24 protein-coding genes are annotated in these 26,967 nt (G+C 35.7%); 8 read left to right on the top strand and 16 right to left on the bottom strand.

From position 1 onward, the window contains the following. Window positions 1-55: 55 nt before the first annotated feature. The 5 genes from rlmD to ACHZK0_RS02435 all read right to left on the bottom strand — a co-directional run bounded on the left by rlmD (window position 56) and on the right by ACHZK0_RS02435 (window position 5,187). On the bottom strand, window positions 56-1,435 hold the full coding sequence (gene rlmD, locus ACHZK0_RS02455; RefSeq protein WP_061676722.1) for a 23S rRNA (uracil(1939)-C(5))-methyltransferase RlmD: 1,380 nt from the start codon (window positions 1,433-1,435) through the stop codon (window positions 56-58). 10 nt (window positions 1,436-1,445) lie between these two features. Continuing rightward, window positions 1,446-2,309 carry a DNA-3-methyladenine glycosylase family protein gene (locus ACHZK0_RS02450; protein ID WP_098375305.1) on the bottom strand — a complete coding sequence of 288 codons (864 nt, stop codon included), beginning with the start codon at window positions 2,307-2,309 and terminating at the stop codon, window positions 1,446-1,448. Between the two features lie 59 nt (window positions 2,310-2,368). Further along, window positions 2,369-3,151 (bottom strand): delta-lactam-biosynthetic de-N-acetylase, encoded by a 783-nt coding sequence (pdaA, locus tag ACHZK0_RS02445; RefSeq protein WP_063263192.1) that lies wholly within the window; start codon window positions 3,149-3,151, stop codon window positions 2,369-2,371. Between the two features lie 126 nt (window positions 3,152-3,277). Further along, the gene (gene fumA / locus ACHZK0_RS02440; RefSeq protein ID WP_080467825.1) at window positions 3,278-4,798 is read right to left on the bottom strand and encodes a class I fumarate hydratase; all 1,521 of its coding nucleotides are present in this window, start codon (window positions 4,796-4,798) and stop codon (window positions 3,278-3,280) included. A 206-nt stretch (window positions 4,799-5,004) separates the two neighbouring features. Beyond that, window positions 5,005-5,187, bottom strand: coding sequence for an SE1561 family protein (locus ACHZK0_RS02435; protein ID WP_000513558.1), 183 nt, complete (start codon window positions 5,185-5,187; stop codon window positions 5,005-5,007). Window positions 5,188-5,400: 213 nt separating this feature from the next. Between ACHZK0_RS02435 and yfkAB the strand changes: the two genes are divergently transcribed. Further along, window positions 5,401-6,528: a radical SAM/CxCxxxxC motif protein YfkAB gene (yfkAB, locus tag ACHZK0_RS02430; RefSeq protein WP_000156022.1), complete on the top strand. Its 1,128-nt coding sequence runs from the start codon at window positions 5,401-5,403 to the stop codon at window positions 6,526-6,528. Between the two features lie 35 nt (window positions 6,529-6,563). Here the strand turns inward: yfkAB and ACHZK0_RS02425 are convergent, their stop codons facing one another. Both ACHZK0_RS02425 and cax read right to left on the bottom strand, forming a co-directional pair. Continuing rightward, entirely contained in the window at window positions 6,564-7,361 is a 798-nt protein-coding gene (locus tag ACHZK0_RS02425; protein WP_061676717.1) for a YfkD famly protein, read from the bottom strand. 81 nt (window positions 7,362-7,442) lie between these two features. After that, the gene (gene cax / locus ACHZK0_RS02420; protein ID WP_061676716.1) at window positions 7,443-8,498 is read right to left on the bottom strand and encodes a calcium/proton exchanger; all 1,056 of its coding nucleotides are present in this window, start codon (window positions 8,496-8,498) and stop codon (window positions 7,443-7,445) included. Window positions 8,499-8,674: 176 nt separating this feature from the next. On the opposite strand from cax, the gene ACHZK0_RS02415 reads away from it, so the two are divergent. The 3 genes from ACHZK0_RS02415 to ACHZK0_RS02405 all read left to right on the top strand — a co-directional run bounded on the left by ACHZK0_RS02415 (window position 8,675) and on the right by ACHZK0_RS02405 (window position 9,975). Then, window positions 8,675-9,091: a pyridoxamine 5'-phosphate oxidase family protein gene (locus ACHZK0_RS02415; RefSeq protein WP_262741365.1), complete on the top strand. Its 417-nt coding sequence runs from the start codon at window positions 8,675-8,677 to the stop codon at window positions 9,089-9,091. Window positions 9,092-9,245: 154 nt separating this feature from the next. Beyond that, complete coding sequence (locus tag ACHZK0_RS02410) at window positions 9,246-9,392, top strand: BH0509 family protein (RefSeq protein ID WP_000817786.1); 147 nt, start codon at window positions 9,246-9,248, stop codon at window positions 9,390-9,392. Window positions 9,393-9,546: 154 nt separating this feature from the next. Continuing rightward, window positions 9,547-9,975 carry an EamA family transporter gene (locus tag ACHZK0_RS02405; RefSeq protein ID WP_000100307.1) on the top strand — a complete coding sequence of 143 codons (429 nt, stop codon included), beginning with the start codon at window positions 9,547-9,549 and terminating at the stop codon, window positions 9,973-9,975. Window positions 9,976-9,986: 11 nt separating this feature from the next. Here the strand turns inward: ACHZK0_RS02405 and ACHZK0_RS02400 are convergent, their stop codons facing one another. Further along, window positions 9,987-10,580 carry a DedA family protein gene (locus tag ACHZK0_RS02400; protein WP_262741366.1) on the bottom strand — a complete coding sequence of 198 codons (594 nt, stop codon included), beginning with the start codon at window positions 10,578-10,580 and terminating at the stop codon, window positions 9,987-9,989. A gap of 429 nt (window positions 10,581-11,009) precedes the next feature. Here ACHZK0_RS02400 and ACHZK0_RS02395 point away from each other — a divergent pair, with 429 nt between their 5' ends. Beyond that, window positions 11,010-13,778, top strand: a complete 2,769-nt coding sequence (locus ACHZK0_RS02395) for a tetratricopeptide repeat protein (protein WP_262741367.1) — start codon at window positions 11,010-11,012, stop codon at window positions 13,776-13,778. Between the two features lie 193 nt (window positions 13,779-13,971). Here ACHZK0_RS02395 and lepB read toward each other — a convergent pair whose 3' ends face one another. The 3 genes from lepB to ACHZK0_RS02380 form a co-directional block, all read right to left on the bottom strand. Then, entirely contained in the window at window positions 13,972-14,508 is a 537-nt protein-coding gene (lepB, locus tag ACHZK0_RS02390; RefSeq protein ID WP_098124268.1) for a signal peptidase I, read from the bottom strand. A 246-nt stretch (window positions 14,509-14,754) separates the two neighbouring features. After that, the gene (locus ACHZK0_RS02385) at window positions 14,755-15,435 is read right to left on the bottom strand and encodes a lysoplasmalogenase (RefSeq protein WP_262741368.1); all 681 of its coding nucleotides are present in this window, start codon (window positions 15,433-15,435) and stop codon (window positions 14,755-14,757) included. Window positions 15,436-15,557: 122 nt separating this feature from the next. Next, window positions 15,558-16,508, bottom strand: coding sequence for a DMT family transporter (locus ACHZK0_RS02380; protein ID WP_097844096.1), 951 nt, complete (start codon window positions 16,506-16,508; stop codon window positions 15,558-15,560). A 270-nt stretch (window positions 16,509-16,778) separates the two neighbouring features. On the opposite strand from ACHZK0_RS02380, the gene ACHZK0_RS02375 reads away from it, so the two are divergent. After that, window positions 16,779-18,704 (top strand): heavy metal translocating P-type ATPase, encoded by a 1,926-nt coding sequence (locus tag ACHZK0_RS02375; RefSeq protein WP_395761116.1) that lies wholly within the window; start codon window positions 16,779-16,781, stop codon window positions 18,702-18,704. Between the two features lie 186 nt (window positions 18,705-18,890). On the opposite strand, the gene ACHZK0_RS02370 is transcribed toward ACHZK0_RS02375, so the two are convergent. From ACHZK0_RS02370 to ACHZK0_RS02360, 3 genes are read right to left on the bottom strand one after another with little or no spacing between them, the layout of a single operon-like run. Continuing rightward, window positions 18,891-19,760, bottom strand: a complete 870-nt coding sequence (locus ACHZK0_RS02370) for a YihY/virulence factor BrkB family protein (RefSeq protein WP_001226530.1) — start codon at window positions 19,758-19,760, stop codon at window positions 18,891-18,893. 6 nt (window positions 19,761-19,766) lie between these two features. Continuing rightward, window positions 19,767-20,282 carry a DUF4075 domain-containing protein gene (locus ACHZK0_RS02365; RefSeq protein ID WP_262741370.1) on the bottom strand — a complete coding sequence of 172 codons (516 nt, stop codon included), beginning with the start codon at window positions 20,280-20,282 and terminating at the stop codon, window positions 19,767-19,769. 53 nt (window positions 20,283-20,335) lie between these two features. After that, entirely contained in the window at window positions 20,336-20,800 is a 465-nt protein-coding gene (locus ACHZK0_RS02360) for a low molecular weight protein-tyrosine-phosphatase (RefSeq protein ID WP_262741371.1), read from the bottom strand. A 174-nt stretch (window positions 20,801-20,974) separates the two neighbouring features. On the opposite strand from ACHZK0_RS02360, the gene ACHZK0_RS02355 reads away from it, so the two are divergent. Together ACHZK0_RS02355 and ACHZK0_RS02350 are read left to right on the top strand one after the other, a co-directional pair. Next, window positions 20,975-21,199 carry a DUF1128 domain-containing protein gene (locus ACHZK0_RS02355; protein ID WP_000366196.1) on the top strand — a complete coding sequence of 75 codons (225 nt, stop codon included), beginning with the start codon at window positions 20,975-20,977 and terminating at the stop codon, window positions 21,197-21,199. Between the two features lie 192 nt (window positions 21,200-21,391). Then, window positions 21,392-24,058: a cation-translocating P-type ATPase gene (locus ACHZK0_RS02350; RefSeq protein ID WP_395761115.1), complete on the top strand. Its 2,667-nt coding sequence runs from the start codon at window positions 21,392-21,394 to the stop codon at window positions 24,056-24,058. A gap of 82 nt (window positions 24,059-24,140) precedes the next feature. Here the strand turns inward: ACHZK0_RS02350 and ACHZK0_RS02345 are convergent, their stop codons facing one another. Continuing rightward, complete coding sequence (locus tag ACHZK0_RS02345) at window positions 24,141-25,223, bottom strand: toxic anion resistance protein (RefSeq protein ID WP_001064411.1); 1,083 nt, start codon at window positions 25,221-25,223, stop codon at window positions 24,141-24,143. 18 nt (window positions 25,224-25,241) lie between these two features. Then, complete coding sequence (locus ACHZK0_RS02340) at window positions 25,242-26,873, bottom strand: YceG family protein (protein ID WP_061676706.1); 1,632 nt, start codon at window positions 26,871-26,873, stop codon at window positions 25,242-25,244. Window positions 26,874-26,967 lie beyond the last annotated feature (94 nt).

Below are 26,967 nucleotides of genomic sequence, written 5' to 3'. Positions count from 1 at the left end.
TTACTCTCCTTCATAGAAAATATTCCCTCATTTCATGAGGGAATATGAATACACTTTACTTTCTAACAAGCTTCACTACATTTTCTACATGAGCTGTATGAGGGAACATATCAACTGGTTGCACATACTCCACTTCATAACTCTTCATTAATGCTTGTACATCACGTGCTAATGAGGAAGGATTACAAGATACGTAAACAACTTGTTTCGGCTTCACTTTTAAAATTGTTTCCAGTAATTTATCATCGCAACCTGTACGAGGTGGATCGACAACAATTACATCTGGACGCCATCCTTCTTTTACCCATTTCGGTAACCACTGTTCAGCTTTACCTGCTTCATATTTCGTATTTGTAAATCCGTGACGCTTCGCATTTTTTCTTGCATCTTCAATCGCTTCTGGAATTACATCCATACCACGTACTTCCGCTGCATCATTTGCAAGCCAAAGACCGATTGTACCAACACCACAATACGCATCTACAATTTTCTCATCGCCTGTTAAAGCAGCTGCTTTTTTCGCTTCATCGTATAAAACAACTGTTTGTTCTGGATTTAACTGGAAGAATGCACGCGCTGATAATTCAAATGATAAATCACCTAGTGTTTCTTGAATTACTTCTTTTCCAGCTAATTTAAATGTTTTATCACCGAAAATAACAGATGTTTTACGCCAGTTTACGTTTTGCATAATTGATTTCACACTTGGCATTTGCTTTTGTACTTCTGCGATAAACTGCTCCTTATTTGGCAATTCTTCTTTTGTTGTAATAAGTGTAACTTGTACTTCCCCTGTTTGAACCGCAGTACGTGTCACAATTGTACGTACTAAACCTTTTTGTTTTTTCTCATTATAAATAGAAACATTTAACTTTTCTAATATACGTCTTACAACTTTTGTCGCTTCATTCGTTGCTTTATGTTGAATCATACAATGAGCAATATCAATTAACTGATGTGAGTTTTGCTTATACAGCCCTGTAATAACCTTTTCGTCTTTACGTCCCACTTGTAGTTGACTCTTATTACGATAATGCCATGGATTTTCCATACCAAGCGTTGGACGGATTTTCTCTTCCAAACTGTTATTCATATACTTCTCAAATGCTTGTACAACGATATCACGCTTTTGATTTAATTGTTCTTTATAATCTAAATGTTGCAGTTGACAACCGCCACACTCTTCATATACCGGACATGGTGCTTTCACACGATGTGGTGAAGCTTTACGAACTTTTTTCACTTTTGCTTCAGCGAAGCCACGCTGAATTTTCGTTGTTTCTGCAACAACTTCTTCTCCTGGTAATGCCCCTGGAATGAAAACGACTTGTCTCTTAAAATAACCAACGCCTTCTCCGTTAATCCCAAGACGTTTAATTGTCACAGGAAATGTTTGACCAACTTCCAACTTACTCTCATGTTGCTTTTGTATCATTATTACACCTCTACTCTATACTTTTCCATAAATATAACGCTGCATAACTGCAGTATGGTTCACACTCTTGTTTCACTTTTTCTAAAAATACATCATCAGGTTTATCATCTAATTGAAATATCCCTTGCACCGCACGCTGGATCCCAATGTCCGTTTTTGGAAACATATTTTTTCGTCCAAGCCCAAACATTAAAAAGTTTTGCACTGTCCATGCACCAATCCCCCTAATCGGTAACAATTGTGCCGAAACCTCTTCTTCCGCCCTGGTTTCTATACTCGCTAAGTCTAATGTACCACTGACAATACTTTGACCTAATCCTACTATATATTCAGCCTTTCGTTGACTAAACTTCTGCTCTCTCAATTCTTCTATTGAAATATTTGCTACTATTTCCGGAGTGGGGAAAAAGAATACACCATTCTTCTTTGTTCCATATCGTTTCACAAACTGTTCTGTTAACACAGTAGCAAATTTCAAATTTATTTGTTGATGAATGATACAGCGAAGAAGACAAGCGAAATAATCAAATTCTAAAATAATTGGAGTATAAGCATATGTTTCAAATAGTGGACGTAATGATGTGTTTAAAAAATGATTTTGTATATCTTGAAACGGTTCATTCCAATGAAAAATGGCTCTCATTCGTTTCATGACCTTCTCCGGATCTCCTGTTTGACTAGAAATCCAAAACTGTGGATTTTGCACAGTACCAATCCCCTGCAAGCGAACAACAACCTGTTCCTCATCTATACAAAGCGGGACATAGATAACTTTCTCATCTAATTGAATGACGTTCAGAGGATCAAAAGATAACCGTTTTAATACCTCTTCAAAATGATACGGATACTCTAACGTAACATGTTCGCTCCACATACGTTTCCCCATCCTTTTTACACATCATTATAGCATGAGAAAACCGCAAGCATACATGCTTACGGTTGATCGCTTTTTACTAAGTCATCTAGACTTTTAAAATGATACCCTTTCTCGCGCAAATCATCAATGATTTTCGCAAGTGCTTCTGCATTATCTTTCGAGATTGCATGAAGTAATAAAACAGATCCTGGATGAATCATCGTCATGACATTATTATGCGCATATTGCCATCCTCTTTGTTCATCCACTTTCCAATCCAAAAATGCAAGTGACCAAAATACATTATAATAGCCCATTTCTTTCGTAAGAGCTAACGTTCTTTCACTAAACACGCCTCGCGGTGGGCGTACATATTTTACTTCTTTTTGCCCAGTTACTTTTTTAATTTCCTCTGTTACACTCGTTAATTCTTCACGAAGTTTCGCATCATTTACCGTTGTAAAATCAGGATGACTCCACGAATGGTTTCCAATAATATGTCCTTCATCCTTCATTCTTAATAACAAATCTTTTTGTGTTTTAATATAATGACCCGTTACAAAGAAAGTTGCCGGTACTTTTTTCTCTTTTAATACATCTAAGATTTTCCCTGTGTATCCATTCTCGTACCCATTATCGAATGTTAAATAAATATCTTTTTTCTTTGTATCCCCTAAATAAAACCCACCATTTTTTTGTAGTAAATCTGTATATAACTTTCCTGCATCTGGTACTGTTTCATTTTTAGGGCGCGGGATTCCCCAGTTATGTGGAGTATTTGTATAAGCTAATGCCGAAACTGGAACAAGTGCCATCATAATTGAAAAAATGAGACCGATATATAACCATTTATATTTCATAAATAGTCTCCTTTCCATATATAATCGTACTTGTAGTTTCTGTTGCTACGCATTCTTTCATGCTGAGCATGTTTTTCTATATATACCAAAAAAATGCATCTCGAATAATTCGAGATGCATTTTTTTTTACTTAAATACTGGCTCTTTAAAGCTAGCTAATTTTTCAAGTGATGTTTTATCAACATCTGCATGTAAGCTATTACCATGAGAATCCATCGTTACAACTGCTTTAAATCCTTCGATACGTAAATGCCACATTGCCTCTGGAATACCAAATTGTAAGAAATCAACATCTTTTACTTCTTTAATACATTCAGCATAATATTGTGCTGCACCGCCAATTGCATTTAAATATACACCGCCGTGCTCTTCTAAAGCCGCTAATGTTTTCGCACCCATACCGCCTTTTCCAATGACAGCGCGAATACCGAATTTCTTCATAATATCGCCTTGGTACGGTTCTTCACGAATACTTGTCGTTGGACCTGCCGCTTTAATTTGCCAGTTTTCATTTTCATCTTTCACGACAACTGGACCACAGTGATAAATAACTTGTCCATTTAAATCTACCGGACAATCGTTATCCATTAAATGCTTATGGATTGCGTCACGACCTGTATACATCATGCCATTAATTGTTACAACATCACCAACGCGAAGTTCACGAATCTGTTCTTCTGTAATTGGAGCTTGTAATACAATCTCACGTTGCTCTGTTTTTTCTTGTGCTTCTTGCTGAAGTGTATCGTCACCTTCTTGGTATAGCCAATCCATAATTTCACCTGTTTCAGGATGGATTGTTACGCCAAGGCGGCGATATGCCCAGCAATTATATGCAACAGATACATAGAAGCTAGCTGGCAGACGGTTATACACGCCAATTTTACAGCCAAGCAAAGTTGTTTCTCCGCCAAATCCCATCGTACCAATGCCAAGCTTATTCGCATTTTCTAATACGTACTCTTCAAGTTTTTGTAACTCTGGTACTGGATTGACATCATCTAATGTACGGAATAATTGATTTTTTGCTAATTCGTAACCTGATGTGCGGTCTCCCCCGATACCAACACCAATTACACCTGCACTACATCCTTGGCCTTGTGCTTGATATACTGCATGAAGAAGGCATTTACGAATCCCTTCTAAATCACGGCCAGCTCGTCCAAGTCCTTCTAATTCACACGGTAAGCTATACTGAATATTTTTATTCTCACAGCCGCCACCCTTTAGAATTAAACGTGCATCAATATAATCTTTTTCCCATTGTTCAAACTTAATAACCGGTGTACCTGGTCCTAAATTATTTCCACTATTGTCTCCAAAAAGAGAATCAACAGAATTAGGACGAAGTTTACCATCTTTTGTCGCCCGCTCAAGCGCATGATAGATAGCTTCCTTCAACTTTAGTTGATTCACACCAACTGGTGTATAAATTTTAAACGTTGGCATCCCTGTATCTTGGCAAATTGGTGAGATGTTATCATCAGCCATTTTAATATTATTCGTAATTGTGCCAAGTGCCATCGCAGAACGGGTTCCTGCATTTTCTCGTTCTTTTGCTTGTTGAATCGCACGACGAACATCTTTCGGTAAGTTCGTTGACGTTTCAACAATTAGTTGATACATGCTTTCTTGAAGCTTTTCCATTGTTACTTCCCCCTCAATTGTGAACGCTACCAAAACGTTATGAGATGAAAATCCCATTGTTATGCTCTTCAGCTTTTTATTTGTTTCACGCTATTCAAGCATAAATGAAATTTTTCACAACTTGATTATACCTCTTTTTCTATCGTCCTTCTATTATCCGTACAGAAAAAGGCTACCAAATTGGAATTGGCAGCCTTTTTAATATATTATTCGTCTTTTTTAAATTGCTCACATTTTAATTCTAATTCATCTAACATTGCAAGAAGACGATCCACATCTTCTAATTCTACTTCTTCAGGTTCAATTGTATCAATTACTTCAATGAACATATTTAAACGTTCTTTTAAATATACTAATTGTGTATCTTTATCTTGAATTGCTTTTCCCATGAAGGCACTCTCCTTTTAATTCGAGTTGCTTTTATTATACCGCAAAAATGATTGCTGTGGATATGTAATTTCATCAATTTTGTCACAGTAATTCATTCAAATGTAAGCCCTATCTCTTTTTTCACAAAAAAGTTTCACTTTATAAAAAGCACATATTCTTCTATTATAGAGAATGGACAAATTGTTATTTCAATAGTCAAAGGAGTATTTCATATGACGATATCACAAAAAATGAAGCCGATTACTCCTTCTTACGATCCATGGGAAGCGTATATGGACCTTGAAGAGTACGGCAAACTACTATTAACAAATGTTGAGTTTACAACGACGACGTTATGCAATATGCGCTGTGAGCATTGCGCTGTTGGTTACACGTTACAGCCGAAAGACCCGAATCCGCTTCCGATGGATCTTTTATTAAAACGATTAGATGAGATTCCTCATTTACGTTCTTTAAGTATTACTGGCGGAGAACCTATGCTTTCAAAAAAATCCGTCGACAACTATGTAACACCACTCTTAAAATACGCCCATGAACGAGGCGTTCGCACTCAAATCAACTCAAACTTAACTATAGATTTAGCACGTTACGAACAAATTATTCCTTATTTAGACGTATTGCATATATCTCATAACTGGGGAACAATTGATGACTTCGTTGAAGGTGGATTTGCAATGATGGAGCGTAAACCTACGTATGAACAACGTGCAAAATTATTCGAAAGAATGATTACAAATAGTAAAGCTCTATCAGATGCCGGTGTACTCGTATCAGCCGAAACGATGCTGAATAAACGAACTCTACCACACATCGAACATATTCATCGTCAAATTGTCGAAGAGATGGGCTGTAAACGTCACGAAGTTCATCCGATGTATCCGAGTGATTTTGCGAGCAATCTAGAAATTTTAACAAAAGCTGAAATTCGTGATGCAATTGAGCATTTACTAGAAATTCGCGATGAAAATGTATGGATGTTATTTGGGACTTTACCTTTCTATGCTTGTAGCGATGACGAGCGAGACATCGCCACATTTAAGAAATTACAAGAAAGCAAAAATGTAACAGTTCGTAACGATCCAGATGGCCGTTCTCGTTTAAACGTCAACATTTTCGATGGAAATATTATTGTAACTGATTTCGGTGACGTTCCCCTTCTAGGTAACATACAAACAAACACACTACAAGAAGCATATGACAAATGGAGTGCCTCAAAAACTGCAAAATCATTAAGCTGCCACTGTCCTGCAGTAAAATGTCTAGGACCAAATGTTCTTGTAAAAAATAGCTACTATCCAACAGAAGATTTCTTATCAAAAACAGCAAATATTACATTATAAAAAAACGTCAGCTTATAAGCTGACGTTTTTTCATATTATTGCGAATGAGAAGAAGAAATGAATTTAAAATACAAATGATCATGAATTGGAATAGCAGCTCCGATTCCTTGTGAGGTAATGTTTTTTACAACAAGCCTTTTTTGATTTCCTTTTAACACAAGATACACTTCTCCAAACGTTACTTTTCCTTTTTCATTTACTGCTGGTGTATAAGCGTATAAATATCCAAGCTGACTCGGACTAATATTATACACGCGCTCATGCCCTGTACCATACCCAATGGTCGTTTTAAATGAAAGTGGCAATTGTACTTTTTCAAGCGCCTTGAGGAGCATCATTTTTTTCACATCCGCAGTATCTTTCATATCTGCTGTTAAATCACCCTCAACCGTCTTTTGTGTTTCTTGCTTATAGCGTAACGGATATAGGCGATCTCCTCCGCGATTATCGTACACATTACGATTTACTTGTTTATATTCCCAATTAATCGATGTATCAACCGATTCATAATTTAAAGCCCATTGACCTAAATAAATTTTTGCTCGGTACCCTACCGCAAGCGGCGCATTCGAAATTGTCGTTTCATTAAACATTCGAATTAAGTCCGGATTTTCAATTTTAATATTTGCTGTTTTCAATAATTCTTGAGCAAACTTACTCGGCTGTAAACGCGGTAAATCTTGCGCATCATTTGGAAATGTGTTGTCTTTAGAAATATTTAAAACAGATGAAGGCATTTTTGTTTCTACCGTTGTCTTTGCAAAACTCATGTTAGGAAATAATAGAATAAACGAGACCATAGTTGAAAGACATATGCTGTATACTCGTTTCACCTGTCTGGCTCCTTCCTACGTAAAGGTATATATACTACTTTGTTTATTGTTTTCTCTCAATACAATTGTTATGCCTATTTTTCATAATAAATAAAAACCAATTCCCATAATGACATACGCTGCTAGTAACGTACCGCCTTCAAACCAGTTTGTATCTCCATCATTCGAAATTGCAATCGTTAAGAAAACAGCTGTAATCATAGAAACAAGTTCTGGTATTGTAAATACTAAAGGCATCCTTTGCGTGAAGAACATAGAAAGCAGTACTAATACAGGAGCAACAAACATGGCAATTTGTAACGTAGAACCTATTGCAATCTCAACTGCAATATTCACTTTATTTTTATACGCCATAATAATTGCAGATGCATGTTCCGCTGCATTCCCAACAATCGCAACAATAATAACCCCTATAAATAATTCTGACCAACCAAATGATTTTGCAACTGTCTCAAATGTATGCACAAGCGCCTCTGACACATAAGCTACCGCAATTGTCGCTATCGCTAAAACGAGTAACGCTTTACCTTTCGACCACTCTGGTTCTTCCTCATGAGCTACTTCATCCGTTTTATGTTGATATACACCACGATGCGTAACGAGCTTAAATAACAGCGCAGCAAGGTACATAATAATCATAATGATAGAAACTCCGATACTTAATTGATACGTCTTTCCAGCGTCCATTTTCATTGAAAAAATCTCTGGAATAACAAAAGCTACTACAACAGCAAATATTAATAAAGCTGAATTATGCCTTGCATCATACACATTAAAACTTTGTCTTTTGTATTTAAGCCCTCCTACAAAGAAGGATAGCCCTCCTACTAATAATAAATTTCCAAGTACAGAACCCGTTAAAGAGGCTAACACAACCTCAATTAACCCTGCCTGAAGTGCAAAAATTGAAATGATAAGTTCAACTGCATTACCGAAAGTAGCATTTAATAATCCACCTATTCTAGGGCCAGATACAATTGCCAAACTTTCTGTCGCTCTTCCCATAAAACCAGCTAATGCGATAATCGTAATACAATACACAGCGAACATAATTGTTTGAGGCCAATGAAGTGTTTTCCCAAGTACAGAAAGTGGTACACCTATAAGCGCTACGATAAGAAATATTTTGTTAAACATGCTTTTCATCCTTCCATCGTATGTATTTCTCCTCGTTATTAATATTATTCTTCTCCTAACTTGTCCGATTTCATCACAATTACGTTTAAAAAATCATGTTGATGAAAAGAGTATGAAAGATACTTCATTTTTATTTAGACGAAGAAAACTACAAAGTATGAAAAGAGGCTAAAAGCATGCATTTAAAAGAAAAAATTGAAACAATTATTTGCGGTCAACGAACCGGTGTATTATCTACTGTACGTGAAAATAAACCTCACAGCGCCTTTATGATGTTTTTCCATGAAGATTTTGTACTATATGTTGCAACAGATCGAAAATCAAAAAAGATAACAGATATCGAAAAAAACCAAAATGTATATGTACTACTTGGGCGTGAAGGAAAAAAATTAGATGAAGATTATATTGAAGTTGAGGGCTTAGCCTCCATCGAGGAAGACTCCACATTAAAAAACAAATTTTGGAATAATAGCTTAAAACGCTGGTTACTGGGTCCTGAAGACCCTAATTATGTACTAATTAAAATCAATCCTGACACAATTTATTACATCGATGGTGCTGGTACGACGGAGCCCGAGTTTTTACGACTATAAAATAAAACAAGCCCCCTTTAGGTGGGCTTGTTTTGTCGAAAAGTTCTTCTGAAAAAAACAATAAAATAGGTGGAACTTTCTAAAGATTCTGTTATATAATAGCAGTAACTTAAATAAACTGTATTAAAACAGATTGAGAGGAGAAATAAAATTGATGAAAAGAGAAGAACGCAAAAACATGATTGAGTTTATTGAAAAGAAAAAAGGGATTGAGCGTGACGAATTATTGTTTATGACAGACGATGAAGTAGAACATATTTATAATGTAACGTACTTTTTATATGAAGAAATTGCAGAGTAGTATAATAATCCCACCTTATTAAAAATATAAGGTGGGATTATTTCGTTATCTATCCAGCTATTTGGGAGGCAGTAAAATCCCACTGATTAAAGTTTCACTTTATACATGAGAATGATTTTCATGTATAATAATGTAAGATTGGAGGAATTTTACTATGAGTTCATGGCTCTTATTCGCACTATTATCAGCAATTGCTGCTGCTCTTGTATCTATTTTCGGAAAGATTGGTTTAGATGGAATCGATGCCAATGTTGCAACAACGGTTCGTTCTATTATTATGGCATTATTTATGGTGGGTGTTATTATTATACAAGGTAAATTTCAAAATATTGGCGACGTACTGCTAAATAAAAAAGCACTGCTCTTTATCACATTAAGTGGGGTTGCAGGTGCTTCGTCATGGCTATTTTATTTTCTCGCCCTCAAAACAGGGAAAGTTTCACAAGTGGCTCCTGTCGATAAATTAAGCGTCGTATTTTCTATCATCCTAGCTATGATTATACTCGGTGAAAAGTTAAACTTTATGACTGGTGTTGGTGTAGTCTTTATTACAGCTGGTGTACTATTTATTGCTTTCAGCTAAAAAAACCGCTATTAGCGGTTTTTCTTTTTCTTTATGTAAAACCACACAATACCTGTAACAACTACTGAAATGAATAAAATCCATATTCCATAATGATGTAAACTATACTCAACGAAACGCCATTTCTCTCCTAACTTCCAGCCAAGTCCAATAAAAACACTTATCCAAATAAGCGCACCACCGTAAGCATACAAGCAAAAACGCCAAAGTGTTAAATTCGACACCCCAGCAAAATATGCTGTTAAATGACGTACTCCCGGGATGAAGTAACCAATCATTAAAAGAAATGGTCCATATTTTTCAAATAAAATGTGTGTTTTTTCAATATGATGTTCCTTAATTCTAATTTTCGGCCCATATTTTTTTAAAACAGGGAGTCCAAGTTTTAAGCCTAATATGTAGCTTAATGTAATACCTAACATCGCACCAGCCATCCCACTTAAAAAAGCAGCCGTTCCTGACATAACTCCTTTTGAAACGTTATAACCAACAAAGGTCAATAAAAACTCGTCTGGTATCGGTAATCCGACAATCCCACCTGCCAACGCTATAATAATTCCAAAATACCCATAATGCGCGATTAACTCGCCAATATGTTGTTCCATTCGGAAGACACATCCTATGCACGATCGTTATTCCACATTGTGCCCTTTCTATCTTTCAGACAAACATGGTATACATATTCACTATACATTGTTTTTATAATGAACTCTACTTCTATCCATTCCTTTAGCAGGAAGAAAGTGAGTCATTAATCGTGCACCCAACTCCCGCCTACTTCCCCTGTATTCGCCGCTTTTTGAAGTGCTAGTCTTATTATTCGTAAATAGCCGGATTAAAAAATAAAAATTCATATGCTTGTTTTTTTGTTACAATAAAGGAAAGTTACTTTTCGCAACGGTTTAACTCTCAGGAAAAATGATATATCTAGCAAAAACGTAGTTTGGTCGATATAATGCAACTTCTACCTATAAAAAGAACATGCACCCTTTACATACAACATCATTTTTCTAAATTATACAGGGGGAACGAACATGACCATTGAAAATCAATTTATCCAAAAGGTTTACTATAAAACATTTTTAACAGAAGAAACTTCTACTCCAGTATCGGAAGTACTCGGTGAAGCATATATAAATGAATCTACAAACGAATTCTCCAACATTTCTAATATCCGCTTTGCTCAAGGTGAATTTTATTACCAAAATAAAGACTTTGAAGCCGCGATATTTAAATGGGAGAAAGTAAATAACGAACTTGCACTTTGGGCAACCAAAAATATTGCAGATTCTTATTTTGAACTAGGATTCTTGCCAAAAGCAGAAGAAATTTATCAATCTATCCAAACGGAAGATACAACTCTTACAATGGAAGTTTCCTTACAACTTCTTTCTCTTTACATCGAACAAGATCGTTTAGGTCTAGCATTTAAGACAATTAGTGAGGCTGTTGCATTTCAACCTGACTATCCAAATATTACTGCAATTGCTCGCTCATTCTATGAAAAACAAGAAGATTGGAATAACGCTATCGAACTTGCCGTTCAAGAAGGAATTCGAACACAATCATTACACTGGTTCGATACTTTAATCCATTATGTGAATCAAGGATTTACGAAACAAATCAAACCAGAATATTTCTATGAATCTTTAAAAGCTTTATATGCAATTGATCAAGTCCAATTTAAAGAACTTGTTATTGCTCTTTGGAACAGCTATCAAAATGAAAACTTGCATCTACCTTGGATTCAAACAATAAATCATTTATTCTTACATATCGAAACAGACAACAATGACGATTGGCATGAAATTATTGAACGCTACCAAGATACGTACTTTAAATTAATTACTGGTGAACATTTCATGCATGAAATGCAGGGACTTGTACCAGATTTATTAACAAATTGGTTTAGTTTAACGAAAGCAAAAGATGCCCTATTTGTCTCTGCTGCAGTGTTAGCATGGAATGAAGTTTCACCTACAACTTTAGAGTCATTACTCGTAAAAAGTGCGGGAGCCCTACTCTCTAATTCAACAGCTGAAACAAATGTAAATATGGAAACCGTTTCTCATTTATTCGAAACAATTGCTGTATGGGCTGAAAAAAATGATGTGGATTTAAGTCATCAATTTACGTTACTCGTTCATGAACTATGTGATTTAAATGTTACACAATTACTAATAGCGGGAACTAGTGACCATGATAAGTCATCATTCATCAATTCAATATTAGGAGAGAACATCTTAACTGAGACTGTAACAACTCCTATTCTATTTAAAGATGATAGCCAAACTGAAATAACAGAATTCACTGCTTTAGATGTACACAATATACCGAACTTTGATGAATTCCATCAAATAATGGCTACACCTTCCGATTCCGAGTCAGAACTTGAGAAGAAGTGTATAGAAATTAAGTTACCAAGTAGATTTTTAAGAAAGAATAAATTTGCATTCCTTGTTACGCCATCTGTTCAAGGGCAAGTGGATAAAAATAGCTCATACTTTGAATACTTACAAGCAGCAGATAACCTTATTTACGTATTAAATTCTGCTTCACCATTGCATGGTGAAGAGCTTGATACATTACTTTATTTACGTGAACAAGTGCCAAACTTACAAATTCATTTCGTATTACACACAAATAATGCGGCCAATAATGAAAAACTAATGAGTAAGATTAAAGTCCATTTCCCAAATGCAAAGTTCTTCCCATACTCTCCTTCACAAGAGAGTAGCCAGCAACTTGGAGACGTGACAGAGTCTATTCTTTCTAATCTAGCAGAACGCGACATAGAACAAGAACGTATAAAAAAACTAATATGGTTCACTCAAAAAACAATCGCATACCTTGTAAATGAACGTGTGGAATTAGAAAATACATTAGTGAAATCCGTACGCTGGAATAAACATATCTCAGTAAAACTAAACGGATTTATTAACAATCTTACTGCTCTTGAAAAAGATAAAATTCGTTCTATTACAGAATCTTATCTTTTAACGAAAGAAGAAATCACACGAGATATCCATTCTCAAATTCCTGAATTATTACAGAGCTGTTCTGACCTTGTTCAAGAAGATAGTGATTTCAAATTAGTTCATGAAGAATTAAATGCTGCAATGAACGAACGAATTCAAAAACATGTACAGCAAGTGCTTCTTCCTAAATTTACTGGATTTATTCAAGAGTGGATTGAAACAGCGCATAATGAATTTATTCAAGCTCAATCTTATTTAGATGAAATGAGTGAAACGTTTAATAAATTATATAAAGAAGAACGCATGAAACTTCCTTGCGATTTCAAATTACTAGATGATTGGCATCGAGATGTTGTACGTATGACAAATCGAATTACAGTATCGAACATCAATATTTTATTACGCTTTACACCAACACAATTTTTCTTAAAGAGTGCGGGAAAACTATTTGGTAACATGCAAAAAAATCAATCTATGCTCGCAAACAAATATAAACAATACATTGAAACGGAAGATTATACGGAAATTGCTCAAACAATCTCAAAACAATTCTTCCTTCAATTTGAAGTATTTGAAGGCGCATTAGAACGAGATATCATGATGTTCTTTAAAGATCCACTTAGCATACTGAAACAAAATGTAGAATCAGCTCAACTTGAAATACAGGAAGACGAGCAAACATTAGCAACGTTAAGAAGCAACCCAGAAACTTATCACGATCCGTTAGCATTCTTTAAACTGCAACTATTGCAGCACAAATTCGTTTTAAGTACGAATAAAAACAATGAAGACGTCTATGAATTTAATGAGTCTCCTACGATTTAACATAAAGTGAAACTTTAATCAGTGGGGGTTTTCTTCATCCCCCACTGATTATTAGTTGAACCAATCGGACTTTAATGGGCAGTTGATCCCCCACCTAACTTCCTTGCTTTCGCTGAATTTTGAGGTGGGGGTCTTACTGCCCATTAAAGCGGAATAAAAAACCAAGCAAATGAAATTTGCTTGGTTTTTTACTTTAATTCATTATTTTCATATGTTCAAATGGATAATAAATTGCCGCTAATTCTCCTAATACATCCGCTTTATCAATAAGTCCTAAACCATTTCTACTATCTCTGCTTATTAAGCGATTATCTCCCATAACAAAAATCTTATTTTTAGGAATTGTAATCGGTCCAAAGTCCTCTGTTAAATTCATAAGTTTTTTTTCAGCTTGTTTTTTATTACTATACAAATACGCTTCCTGTATCACTTCATGATTCACATATAATTGATCATTTCTCACCTCAATGACATCACCAGGCAAACCAATAACCCTTTTCACATAAAAATTATCTGTCTTCACAACAATAATATCTTCTCGCCCATAACTTTCAAATTGCTTTGCCAACTTATTAACAATCACCTTATCCCCATCTTGTAACGTTGGCTTCATGGACGCTCCTTTTACAGTCGTAGGAAAAAACAAAAAGATTTTTGCCAAAAACACCAACAAACATGCAATTGCAATTGTTCCAAAGAATTCACGCCAACGTTTTTTCTTTTGCATCATTCCACCATCTCATCATCTTTTTACTTTTATTATAAGGACTTCAACCACTTAATTTCCACAAAATTCTGAATTGTAAAATTATAATATTGTAAACTCAGAATAACCACCATAAACTTCTTATTTTATATAATTTATATTTATCTCACTATGTGTCAGCAGTAAAACTCCATCTCAAAAATCGGCTGAAGTAAAATAGTAAAAAAGATACTCTCAAAATAGTCTATCTACTATTTTGAGAGTATCTTTTTATATTCCCACATATACAATACACATTTGGGCCGCTACATATGTAAACCAAATCCAAAGTGGTTCATACTTTAATTTGCGCCCTCCAATATCTGTCACGCCTATAATAAAATCAGAAATCACAAATAGTAAACCACCAAAAGCCGGTATCCACCATATTCCTGTATTTTCATAGTATAAGGCGAATGCAAAGCAAGCCATTCCCCCAACCCACAGTCCGTAAATTAGAGCTCCTATCGTAAACAATTTATCTTGCTTATCATTTCGGATAAAGAAGAACCATCCTATAATGAGAAAGAGTCCGTATACGAGTAAACCAATCCAAAAACCATTCCATGAGATGCCTGTTTGCAAAAATGCTTTTACATAAAAACAATGCGCAAGAGCGAAAGTAATCATCCCTCCAATTAACCTGTGACCAATTGGAATCAAACCTGCCATAAATAAATCTCCTACAGTTGATAACGTCATACCTAGTGCAACCCACGTACTATACTCCACCGATGGATCTTGTAACCATATCCAAATTGCACTTGCTGTTAAAGAAAAACTAAGAATAAGACGCACCGCTAAAGGTAGCGGCATATTATTTCTTGTCTTTTTTGTCTGTCCTATTGCGTACATTGCACCCATTAAAAAAAGAATGATTTGTCCAATTAACACCATGTAAAGTAGATTCATAATATGTTCTCCCCAATAAATGCTTTTTGTATCTTTTTTCGTTATACCTAGTCTATTATCCTTTTTCTACATAAAAAAAGAAGAACAGTACTGTTCTTCCATTGTAATCGTTTTCCTGTTATTTATGCTACTTGTTTTTCTTGCTCCATTTTCTGCTTAGCTGGCGTACGATTCACCACGATAATTCCCGCGGCTACACATGCTAAACCGAATAGTACAAATGAATGAATTGCTTCTCCTAAGATCATGCTCGATAATAACACACCAAATACGGGTATAAAGAACATGTACATTGATACTTTTCCAACTTTGTTGTACTTCATAATTGTATTCCAAATACAAAAGCCTGCTGCTGATAAGAAAGATAAGTAGATAAGCATAAGTATTGCATGTACACTAAATGTAAATGGCATGACTCCAACTTGCAAAGCCCCTATACATAATAACCCGATAGAACCAAAAATCATTTGGTATGCTGTCATATAGCCAACATCTAATGTTTTGCTACCTTCTTTCGCCAATATGTTTCCATATGAATACAACATTGCTGCACTAAGAAGTAATAAGCTACCAATTCCGAAATGGAATGATAAACTACCATCACTCGGTACATTTACTAAAATGACACCACAAAAGCCGATAGAGACCCCAATTATTTTTCTCATATTGAGAGCGTCATCTTTATATAAAAAGTGAGCAAGTAAAATTTGAAAGAATGATGATGTTCCTGAAATGATAGCTCCTTCAATGCCAGAACTATAACTCATTCCAATATAAAAACATATATACTGAAGAAATGTTTGAAATAAACCAATTTGTACTAACTGCTTCCCCGTTCCTTTTTTGAAGCTCATATCTTTTCCTAACACTTTAAAGAATAATAAGAGCATGACTCCAGATAAAAAGAAACGATAACCAGCAAATAATATTTGCTCCCCAACTTCTTGTGGCTGAATTCCAAGTTCAGCATAACTTAATTTAATAAAAGGGAATGCGCTCCCCCATAAAAAAGTCGCTACTATTGCAGCAATCAGTACGCCAATCGGATGGGTAAAAAATTTCTCTGTCTTCACTTGCTGTCTTCCTTTCCGATCTTTTTATGAACAATATTCATATATACCAAAGGGAGTGTGAAAACACAAGTTTTCAGTTTATACGCAAACAAAAACATATCATCTAACGAAAACATATGCTATACTATAGAATAATTACAACATAATAACTATTAAAATCAGATTCAACAGAAATGCTGCTATCCATTATGGATGGCAGCTTTCGTCGTTTTATAGGGCTTTCGATTTTGATTCTTTTTCTCAATAAGAATTTGGAAGGAGCGAGCAGTAATGAACTCAGAAGTAAAAACATTACAAGTACAAAAGTCTATTTCTCATCCCTCTTTATGGGATACATTAAAGAAACATTATGAACTTATCTTTGCAATCTCATCTGGTATTTTCATTTTAGCTGGTTGGTTATTCACAAAGAACGATGCAATGAATGTAGGTATTACTTGCTATATCCTTGCTTATATAGTTGGTGGATATGCAAAGGCGAAAGAAGGTATTGAAGATACCATTGAAGAGAAAGAGCTAAATGTCGAAATGCTCATGCTCTTTGCTGCTATCGGCGCTGCAATCATTGGCTACTGGGCAGAAGGCGCGATTTTAATCTTTATCTTTGCACTGAGCGGTGCGATGGAATCTTATACATTAAGTAAAAGTCAAAAAGAAATTTCAGCGCTTCTTGATTTGCAACCTGAAGAAGCATTACGTATTTCTAATGGAACCGAGGAACGTGTTCCTGTAGGACGATTACAAATTAACGACATTATTTTAATTAAGCCAGGTGAGCGTGTTCCTGCTGACGGTACGATTCATAACGGTGAAACAAATATCGATGAAGCTGCTATTACAGGGGAACCTATTCCGAATGAGAAAAAATTCGGTGATGAAGTATTTGCCGGTACTGTAAATTTACGCGGTGCTATCGAAGTTAAAATTACGAAGCCGAGCGATCAAACATTATTCCAAAAGATTATCCGTCTTGTCCAAAGTGCACAAAGCGAAAAATCACCATCACAACTATTCATCGAAAAATTTGAAGGAACATACGTAAAAGGTGTACTACTCGTTGTTGCGCTTATGATGTTCGTTCCTCATTTCTTACTGGACTGGAGTTGGAATGAAACCTTTTATCGCGCTATGATCTTACTTGTAGTCGCATCTCCTTGTGCACTCGTTGCTGCCATTACGCCAGCAACGTTATCTGCAATTTCTAACGGAGCAAGAAATGGAATTCTCTTTAAAGGTGGCATACATTTAGAACGCCTCGCTTCAGTAAAAGCAATCGCTTTTGATAAAACAGGAACATTAACACAAGGAAAACCTACCGTAACAGATGTATATGTTCGAGAAAATATGACAGAAAAAGAAGTACTTTCTATTACAGCAGCAATTGAAAGTCACTCTACACATCCTTTAGCTGAATCTATTGTCAAATATGCACAACATACGTATAACATTGCATTACAAAAACCAGAAAATGTTGAAGATGTAACCGGTTTTGGGCTAAAAGGAATATTCGAAAACAAAGCTTATAAAATAGGTAAAGCTGATTTTATTGGTGAAGAAACAAAGACATTCCATAATGGCATTTCTGCCTCACTTGAAAAAGAAGGTAAAACTGTCGTTTATATTCGTGATGAAGAAGGCATTCTTGGACTTATCGCTTTAAAAGATACACTTCGCCAAGAAACAATAGCTGCTATTCGCGAATTACAAAGCATAGGTGTCGAGGCCATTATGATTACTGGAGATAATGAGGAAACGGCAAAAGCAATTGCCTCTGAAAGTAATATACAGGAATATTACGCATCATGCTTACCAGAAACAAAAGTTGAAACGATTAAGAAGCTAAAAGAAAAATACGGGACAGTAGCAATGGTCGGAGACGGTATTAATGATGCCCCTGCACTCGCTACCGCGAGCATTGGTGTAGCAATGGGTGAAGGAACAGACGTGGCTTTAGAAACTGCAGACGTTGTACTTATGAAAAACGAATTATCTCGACTTTCCCAAGCAATCCGCTTATCAAAACGAATGAACCGTATTGTAAAGCAAAACGTAATCTTTTCGCTAGCTGTAATTGCAATGCTGATTTGTTCAAACTTTTTGCAATTTTTAGCTCTTCCGTTTGGTGTTATTGGACATGAAGGAAGTACAATTCTTGTCATTTTGAATGGCTTACGATTATTAAAAGGAAACAAATAAAAACGGGTCCCTCATAGAGGACCCGTTTTTTTTTAATGATAGCTATTATGCCCGTTCGCACTACTACTCGTTTTATGCTTTGGATGCGAACTGCTCTTTTGCTTATTGTTATTTTTATTGTTGTGATTCTTTTTATTATTACTCATGAAATATCCCCCCTGTTCCCTTTTATTATGGAACAAGAGCTCACTTTTCATTACGGGAATTATTGTCACCCGTTCTATAATGATGGAGTAAACCATTAATTTCACCGCCAAGTAAAATTACCCATCCAGTTAAGTAAAACCATAACATTAGAATAATAATACCACCGAGACCACCATATGTATTGGCGTAATTCGCAAACTTATCTACATAATAAGCAAATGAGTACGATACCACAATCCATCCTACAGTAGCAAATGTTGCTCCTGAAATGACTTCTCTTCTTTTTAACTTTCGATCTGGTGCAAATGTATATAAAAAACTAAACAATGCGAATAAAACAAAGAAACTCGCTACTAACCGCGTAATACTCCACACGTAAGAAAAACTATCTGATAAACCAATTGCTTTAAATACCGCTGCCCCAATTACTTGTCCAAACACTGGAACAATTAGCGCAAACACAATCATAAAAATGATTGCTAACGTAAACACAATTGATAAAGCTCTCGTTTTAATAAAAGAACGTGTTTCTGTTACATCATACGCACGGTTAAAAGCATTCATAACCGCATTTACCCCGTTTGAAGCAAACCATAGCATTGATAATAAACCAAATGATAATAAACCACCATTTTGCTCATTTACAACCTTATCAACATTTACTTCAATTAAAGACATTGCATCTTCCGGCACGTACGGTTCTAATAAATTGAGCACACTTTCTGTTTGAAGGTCAATGAATCCAAGAAGCGTAATTAAGAAAACAAGCCCAGGAAAAATTGCAAGCAAGAAGAAATAAGCGAGCTGTGCTGCCAAGCCCGCTACATCATCGCGCATCGTCCGGTCATACAAATCTTTACCAAACGAATAAGTACGATTTCTTCTCACCTTTTCTAAAATTTTTCTCATATATGTTTAAACGCTTTTCTTCTCTTCTTTATCTTGCTTTAACTCAATGTACGCTTCAGTTTTTTTTCCCTCTACATTTGAGTCTGTCATAAATAATTCACGCGCTTCCTTCATACCGCCATCTTCAGCAACTATCGGCTCTTCCTCTGCTTTCAGCTCATCTACCTTTGTAGATACAGCTTGAATTTCAATTGTTTCTGGCTTCTCTGCTGGCTCAACCTTTTTCTTACTAAAAATTTCTTTCGTTTCTTTTAACGTCTCTACAACAGACGGCGTCAATTTTTTAATTTCTGCTACTTTCGCTTTTACTACATTGAAGTCAGCGAGTTCGCGCCCTTTATCTGTAACAGTTTGCACTTTTTCTTTGATTTTTGCATTTTCACCGATTTCAATCATCTTTGTTTTTGCTTTTTCCGCAGTATTTTTTACTTTTTCACGATTTTCCTTCTTCAACATAGATACAGCTACACCTGCAGCTACACCAATCGCAATGTTTCGAGCAATATTATTTTTCTTTGCCATATTCCTTCACCCTTTCATTTCTTATGTTAGAAAGTATTTCTTTCTAAGCTTCCTCATATTCCTTGTTCATTTCGAATGAAAGCTAATAGCTTTGCACACCCTTCTGTTACAAGGTCATATACTTCTTGGAAATTCCCTGTATAGTAAGGGTCGGGAACGTCTGTCCAGCCACCGTCTGGAACAAAATCGGACAGTCTACCAATATAGCCTCCAGTTTTACCTAAACTTTTTAAATCTGCTATATTCTTGTTGTCCATGGCAATAATATAATCAAACTTTGTTAAGTCTTCTTTTTCTACTTGCCTTGCTTTAATTCCTTCAAAAGTGACTGCATTTTCTTTTAAAATTTTTTGTGTTCCTTTATGTGGCGGATGGCCAACATGCCAATCTCCAGTTCCTGCAGAATCAATGACAATTTTCTCTTCGAGTCCCTCTTTTACGACAAGATCTCGAAAAATCGCTTCTGCCATCGGAGAACGGCAAATGTTCCCAAGACAAACAAACAATATTTGAACCATATTTTTGTTTCTTCCCTTCTTGGTGCATTTCTTAATATATACTTATAGTATAAACAACCAATTATTAAATATAAAGGAAATCCCTACTAATTTAATAGGATTGAAAAGATTCATTAACGAAAATGATAAAAAATGTTAAGATATCCTTATGTTATTTTAAAGGGGGACACTTCGGTGGATTTATCCGTAAAGTCAGAAGAAAACGTTGAATATATGGTCGAAGCTATTAAAGAAAAATTACGTATGGTTAATGCTGGCGCGATGAGAGCTGCTAGCTTTAATGAAGAAATGTACGAAGACTTACGTGACATTTATGATCATGTTATGAAACGTGAAACATTCAGCATTAGTGAAATGCAAGCTATTACAGAAGAATTAGGTACATTAATTAAAAAGTAAAAAAAGCCTCGCTTATGAGGCTCTTTTTTTATTTCCAACAAATTCATGACAACTCTTCTCTTTCACTCAACCAACTGTAAAATATTGTACAATGGAAGTAGAACCTCACCTTAGATTTTTTCTCCATACATACTACTCACAAATAATAGCAACACTACCATTGCTAACTGTTTTTACTGGAGGTGCTTACTTATGAGCAATTGGTACAGTAAGACGAAAGATCAAACATTAATCGACCTAGAAACAAACGAACAACACGGTTTAACAGATGAAATCGTAAATGAGCGTTTAAAGCAATACGGCTCTAATGAATTAGCTACAAAACAAAAACGCACGTTATGGCAGCGAATTTTCGCCCAAATTAATGATGTCCTCGTATATGTCCTTATTATTGCTGCTCTTATTTCTGCCTTTGTAGGTGAATGGGCTGATGCAAGTATTATTGCGCTCGTTGTAGTTTTAAATGCTGTTATCGGTGTCGTCCAAGAATCGAAAGCAGAACAAGCTTTAGAGGCATTGAAAAAGATGGCGACACCTAAAGCTATCGTTAAACGAGATGGTGAACTACAAGAAATTCCATCTGAGCACGTCGTTCCAGGTGATATCGTTATGCTCGACGCCGGACGATATATCCCATGCGATTTGCGACTTATCGAAACCGCAAATTTAAAAGTTGAAGAATCTGCTCTAACTGGTGAATCCGTCCCTGTTGATAAAGATGCAATCTACCACCCTTCTATGCAAAGTGATGAGCAAGTACCATTAGGCGATCAAAAAAACATGGCCTTTATGTCTACTCTTGTAACATATGGCCGAGGCGTCGGTGTTGCTGTTGAAACTGGAATGAACTCACAAATTGGTAAGATTGCTACCCTTTTACATGAAGCAGACGATGATATGACACCACTTCAAAAAAGCTTGGCACAAGTCGGAAAGTATTTAGGCTTTGTCGCTGTAGCTATTTGTATCGTTATGTTTCTCATCGGATTTTTACAAGGCCGGGATACGTTAGAAATGTTTATGACTTCTATTAGTTTAGCAGTTGCAGCTATTCCAGAAGGGTTGCCAGCTATCGTTTCCATCGTTCTTGCAATTGGTGTACAGCGCATGATTAAACAAAATGTTATTATTCGGAAACTACCAGCTGTTGAAGCTCTTGGTTCTGTCACAATTATTTGTTCAGATAAAACAGGTACGTTAACACAAAATAAAATGACCGTTACTCACTTTTATAGCGATAACACATACGATTACTTAGAAAATTTAAATGTAAATAACGATGCGCAACGCCTATTGTTAGAAAATATGGTGCTATGTAACGATGCGTCTTACGGTTCTGACTCACAAACAGGGGACCCTACAGAAATCGCTCTTCTCGTTGCGGGAAGCACTTTTAACATGCAAAAAGATCATTTAGAAAAGATACATGAGCGTGTTAACGAGATGCCTTTCGATTCCGATCGTAAAATGATGTCAACCGTGCATACATACGATAAAAGCTACTATAGCATGACGAAAGGTGCTATTGATAAACTCTTACCTCGATGTACCCACATATTTAAAAACGGTAAAATCGAGGGTCTAACAGAGGCTGATAAAACTCAAATATTAGAAGTTGCCGGGTCAATGTCTCAAGGGGCTTTAAGAGTACTTTCATTCGCATTTAAACAATACAATTCAAGCGATGTGGAGATAGATCATCTCGAAGAAAACCTCATCTTTATTGGTCTTGTCGGTATGATTGATCCACCGCGAACTGAAGTAAAAGATTCAATTACAGAATGTAAAAAGGCCGGTATTCGCACAGTTATGATTACTGGTGACCATAAAGATACCGCCTTCGCCATTGCCAAAGAACTTGGCATTGCTGAAGACATATCTGAAATTATGATTGGAACTGAATTAGATAACATTTCAGATACAGAACTAGCAAGCAAAATTGATCACTTACATGTATTCGCTAGGGTCTCTCCAGAACATAAGGTAAAGATCGTAAAAGCATTACGTACAAAAGGCAATATCGTTTCTATGACTGGTGATGGCGTCAATGATGCACCATCTTTAAAACAAGCAGATGTTGGTGTAGCGATGGGCATTACAGGAACAGACGTTGCAAAAGGAGCAGCGGATGTCGTTTTAACGGATGATAACTTCTCATCTATCGTGAAGGCTGTTGAGGAAGGTAGAAATATTTATCGGAACATAAAAAAATCAATTCTCTTCCTACTCTCTTGTAACTTCGGAGAAATTATTACTTTATTTTTAGCCATTTTACTCGGCTGGGCAACACCACTACGACCTATTCACATTTTGTGGGTGAATTTAATTACAGATACACTGCCTGCATTATCACTTGGGGTTGATTCTGAAGATCCAGATGTGATGAAGGAAAAACCACGACATGCGAAAGAAAGTTTATTTAGTGGTAGCGTTCCTTTTCTTATTTTCAATGGGGTTGTCATTGGACTTTTAACGCTAATAGCCTTTATCGCCGGAGCAAAATTCTATACCGGAGATACAAATTTATTCCCTCTTTTCCCAGAGCGAATTGATGAGGATGCTCTATTACACGCTCAAACGATGGCATTTGTCGTTCTGAGTTTTTCTCAGCTCGTTCATTCATTTAACTTGCGTTCGAGAACGAAATCCATTTTTTCAATTGGGATTTTTACAAATAAATATTTAGTCTTCTCCCTTCTTATCGGTATTCTTATGCAAGTGTGTATCATCTCCATCCCACCTCTTGCAAATATATTCGGTGTGCATGCATTAACGATGCGAGATTGGGGATTTGTTCTCTTATTAAGTATCATCCCGCTTGTTGTGAATGAGATTATTAAATTAGTGAAGAGAAACTAAAAGGCAATGAGGACTGCTCCTCATTGCCTTTTCATTTATTTCACTATTTTTGGGAGATGTCCCCGCTGATTAAAGTTTCAATTTATCCTTGTAATTCTTTTTTAATGTTCTCAGTTAATGTGGCCATACGTTTGCGGCTTTCTTCACGCTCACGTTTATTTTGTTCTTCAATTTGTTGTGTTTCTTGCATACCTCTTGAAATAATGTTCCAAGTTTCCTCAAGTGTTTCCATCTTAATACTAGAAGAACCCGATAATCTCGCTACTTCCACACTTTGCGTTGCGATATTTTGTGCATTTTTCTTAAGTAATTCATTTGTACGGCGATCCAGTTCAGCCATAGAATCTGCAACAAGCTTTTGACGCTTCGCATTTACCGCCTGAATGATACCATTTTTAAAGATAGGAATCGTTGTAATAAATGCTGTATTGATTTTACCGATTAATTTATTGTTACCACGCTGAATCATACGAATTTGTGGTGCTGTAAGTAACGCAACCATACGTGCTTTTTCTAAATCATCAATACGCTGCTCTAAAATTTCAACAGAGTTTTTCAGTGATTCTAATTCAATACCTGCTAATTGGTCATTGTTACGTACACGCTCTTCATACATCGGAACTAACTCTGTATTTAAACGATCTAATAACATTTCTCCTGCTACTACGTATTTTTCTAAGTCTAAATAATATTTTAAGTTTTGCTCATATAAACCGTCTAACGTACCAATTGATTTTTTCATTTCATCTTGATACTTCGTAATTTCCACATACACTTTATCAATTTCGCGGCCCATCGTTTGATACTTGCTAAAAATTTGTTCAATCATTTTATCCGCTTTTTTGAACATACGTGAGAAGAAACCACTTTTCTCTTCCGCAAAGTCTTTGCTATCGAATCTGTCCATAATTTTACCAAGCTGTTTTAATAATTCTCCAGAGTCTTCTATTTTTGATAAAGACATTGTATGTAAGATTTGATCAGCAAAACGTGAAATTTCCATAGAAGGTTCTTTTCCAAGTTCGATTAATTCTAACTGATCCTTAATATCTACCGCATTATAAATACGTTGCACATCTGCATCTTGTCTAAGTTGCAAGCGAACATCTTGTGCTGTTTGCTCATTTAATTCTGTTTTCGAATCTAGTACGACTGGGTTATTCATATGGTATTCTCCCTTTCCTTATAAAAATGGACGAAATAGTCCTTTTATTGTTTGTGATAAATTTTTATAGGCTGATGAACCATGAAACTCAAGATCGAAATTAACTTCTTCAAGCCAATGTGAATCAAATGCTGCTGCATCAATATACGGTTCAATATCATTTCGTCCCGTTGGATTGAAGTGGAATACATCTACTCCTATTTGATTTAAAAATAGCAATAAAACAGCATCAGAACGAGTTAATTCTCCGCTCTTCTCATTATTAAATATAACAATTTTCGGTACATCTTGTGAATAATCAAATTTCTCAAGCTGTTCTAAAATATTTGGTGGTATTTGAGAAAGTTGTGCGAAAACATATAGCGCTACATCTTGTTTCGTCTCTTTTGCAATTGGTTTACACATTTCACTTTCGCACGCATGAATGATCGCCTCTGCAATACCATGTTGTAATCCTTCTGGCAATCGTTTATGTGGCCACCAATGACTGTTCATAATTAAATCTGGATGTAATTTCCCCCCGCGGTCTAAAGCATCTCGGTAATGATATTGGAAATTTGCTTTTTGTTCCTTCGTAAACGGGAATGTATTAATTAATAAACTGTTATCAAATGATGTAACAGCCTTTAATCGCTGAAAATACTCTTTATCATTTTTTGAAACACCTGATATTTTCGCAAATAAAGAAGGGATATAAATGTGTTTATTCTCAACAAAGAATGTCGGGCGTACAAACGCCTTTTCTTTCGTAATTAAAAAGAGTTCATCATACGTTGTTTTGAGCGTACGAGCTACAGGCGTATATGAACGGAATTGCCACGGCTTGTACAGCAGTGAATTATCGTGGTGAAGTACTTGCTCAATTTCTTTTGAAGCTTGATACGCTACTGTTGCAACACGTTCGCGGCGACGATCTGGAAATGGCTCAAGAGAAATGCGACCTGAATGAGACACAACAAAACTTCTTCCTTCCTCATCAACATTCTCAAATCCATCTTTTCCTTCTGGATGATAATAAAGTACATCACAGCCGAGCATAATAAGGAAGTATAAGAAATATATACGGCTTTCCGTCGCATCACCGTACCAAACGATACGCGGCATTTGTTTCTTATAATTAACCGTGGAAAACCACTTCGCTACGTAATTTTCACTTAATTTAATTATATCAATTAAGAAACGACGGAATCCCTCTGTTTTTAACGATTGGTTATGTTGTTTCTCATACAATTTCAATACAGAAATAAACGTCGTATGTATATAATGCTGTAAGTCAGGATTGTCTACTTTCGGTAAAAGTTGTTTCCCAGATAAGTGTGCCACTAGCCTATTTACTGTCAGACCGTTTGGTGCTTCTTGATGTAATCCGAACACTTCTTGAATATGACGAAGCTTTTCCGAATCAATCACTTTGTTTAAATTTTGTTCGTGTAAAACTTCGATTCCTTTTGCTTCACTATAATCAAATAGCTCATTAAAATATTCATCTACATCATTAGGAACGCCAAGGATTCGACATGCTATATAACTAAATTTCATCTCATTCTCTGTCAGTTCATATTGTGGGCGTTTTTCTAAAAGTGTTTCAAATTGCTTTAAATCTGATTCATCTTTTAATCCATATGGTTGAAGTGTAAAACGTGAAAACACAACAGTTCACCTCCAAAAACATTTACGTTTTTTCTAAGTCTTTCTTCTATTATAAACTATTTTTGGTTATAAAAAATGGGCGCTCGTAAAACGA

Origin of the sequence: Bacillus sp. 3G2 (genome assembly GCF_044324725.1) — a bacterium.
Lineage (GTDB): Bacteria > Bacillota > Bacilli > Bacillales > Bacillaceae_G > Bacillus_A > Bacillus_A mobilis.
Note: the sequence above shows the minus strand (reverse complement) of the source record. Positions and strands in the feature narration are given on the sequence as shown.

Excerpts from the sequence above, each read along its gene's own strand:
- ACHZK0_RS02360 (WP_262741371.1), bottom strand. The coding sequence starts at position 20,800 with ATGGTTCAAATATTGTTTGTTTGTCTTGGGAACATTTGCCGTTCTCCG.
- cax (WP_061676716.1), bottom strand. The coding sequence starts at position 8,498 with ATGTTTAACAAAATATTTCTTATCGTAGCGCTTATAGGTGTACCACTT.
- ACHZK0_RS02415 (WP_262741365.1), top strand. The coding sequence starts at position 8,675 with ATGCATTTAAAAGAAAAAATTGAAACAATTATTTGCGGTCAACGAACC.
- ACHZK0_RS02450 (WP_098375305.1), bottom strand. The coding sequence starts at position 2,309 with ATGTGGAGCGAACATGTTACGTTAGAGTATCCGTATCATTTTGAAGAG.
- ACHZK0_RS02435 (WP_000513558.1), bottom strand. The coding sequence starts at position 5,187 with ATGGGAAAAGCAATTCAAGATAAAGATACACAATTAGTATATTTAAAA.
- ACHZK0_RS02400 (WP_262741366.1), bottom strand. The coding sequence starts at position 10,580 with ATGGAACAACATATTGGCGAGTTAATCGCGCATTATGGGTATTTTGGA.
- ACHZK0_RS02385 (WP_262741368.1), bottom strand. The coding sequence starts at position 15,435 with ATGAATCTACTTTACATGGTGTTAATTGGACAAATCATTCTTTTTTTA.
- ACHZK0_RS02375 (WP_395761116.1), top strand. The coding sequence starts at position 16,779 with ATGAACTCAGAAGTAAAAACATTACAAGTACAAAAGTCTATTTCTCAT.
- ACHZK0_RS02370 (WP_001226530.1), bottom strand. The coding sequence starts at position 19,760 with ATGAGAAAAATTTTAGAAAAGGTGAGAAGAAATCGTACTTATTCGTTT.
- fumA (WP_080467825.1), bottom strand. The coding sequence starts at position 4,798 with ATGGAAAAGCTTCAAGAAAGCATGTATCAACTAATTGTTGAAACGTCA.
- yfkAB (WP_000156022.1), top strand. The coding sequence starts at position 5,401 with ATGACGATATCACAAAAAATGAAGCCGATTACTCCTTCTTACGATCCA.
- rlmD (WP_061676722.1), bottom strand. The coding sequence starts at position 1,435 with ATGATACAAAAGCAACATGAGAGTAAGTTGGAAGTTGGTCAAACATTT.
- ACHZK0_RS02365 (WP_262741370.1), bottom strand. The coding sequence starts at position 20,282 with ATGGCAAAGAAAAATAATATTGCTCGAAACATTGCGATTGGTGTAGCT.
- pdaA (WP_063263192.1), bottom strand. The coding sequence starts at position 3,151 with ATGAAATATAAATGGTTATATATCGGTCTCATTTTTTCAATTATGATG.
- ACHZK0_RS02405 (WP_000100307.1), top strand. The coding sequence starts at position 9,547 with ATGAGTTCATGGCTCTTATTCGCACTATTATCAGCAATTGCTGCTGCT.
- ACHZK0_RS02350 (WP_395761115.1), top strand. The coding sequence starts at position 21,392 with ATGAGCAATTGGTACAGTAAGACGAAAGATCAAACATTAATCGACCTA.
- ACHZK0_RS02395 (WP_262741367.1), top strand. The coding sequence starts at position 11,010 with ATGACCATTGAAAATCAATTTATCCAAAAGGTTTACTATAAAACATTT.
- ACHZK0_RS02410 (WP_000817786.1), top strand. The coding sequence starts at position 9,246 with ATGAAAAGAGAAGAACGCAAAAACATGATTGAGTTTATTGAAAAGAAA.
- lepB (WP_098124268.1), bottom strand. The coding sequence starts at position 14,508 with ATGATGCAAAAGAAAAAACGTTGGCGTGAATTCTTTGGAACAATTGCA.
- ACHZK0_RS02345 (WP_001064411.1), bottom strand. The coding sequence starts at position 25,223 with ATGAATAACCCAGTCGTACTAGATTCGAAAACAGAATTAAATGAGCAA.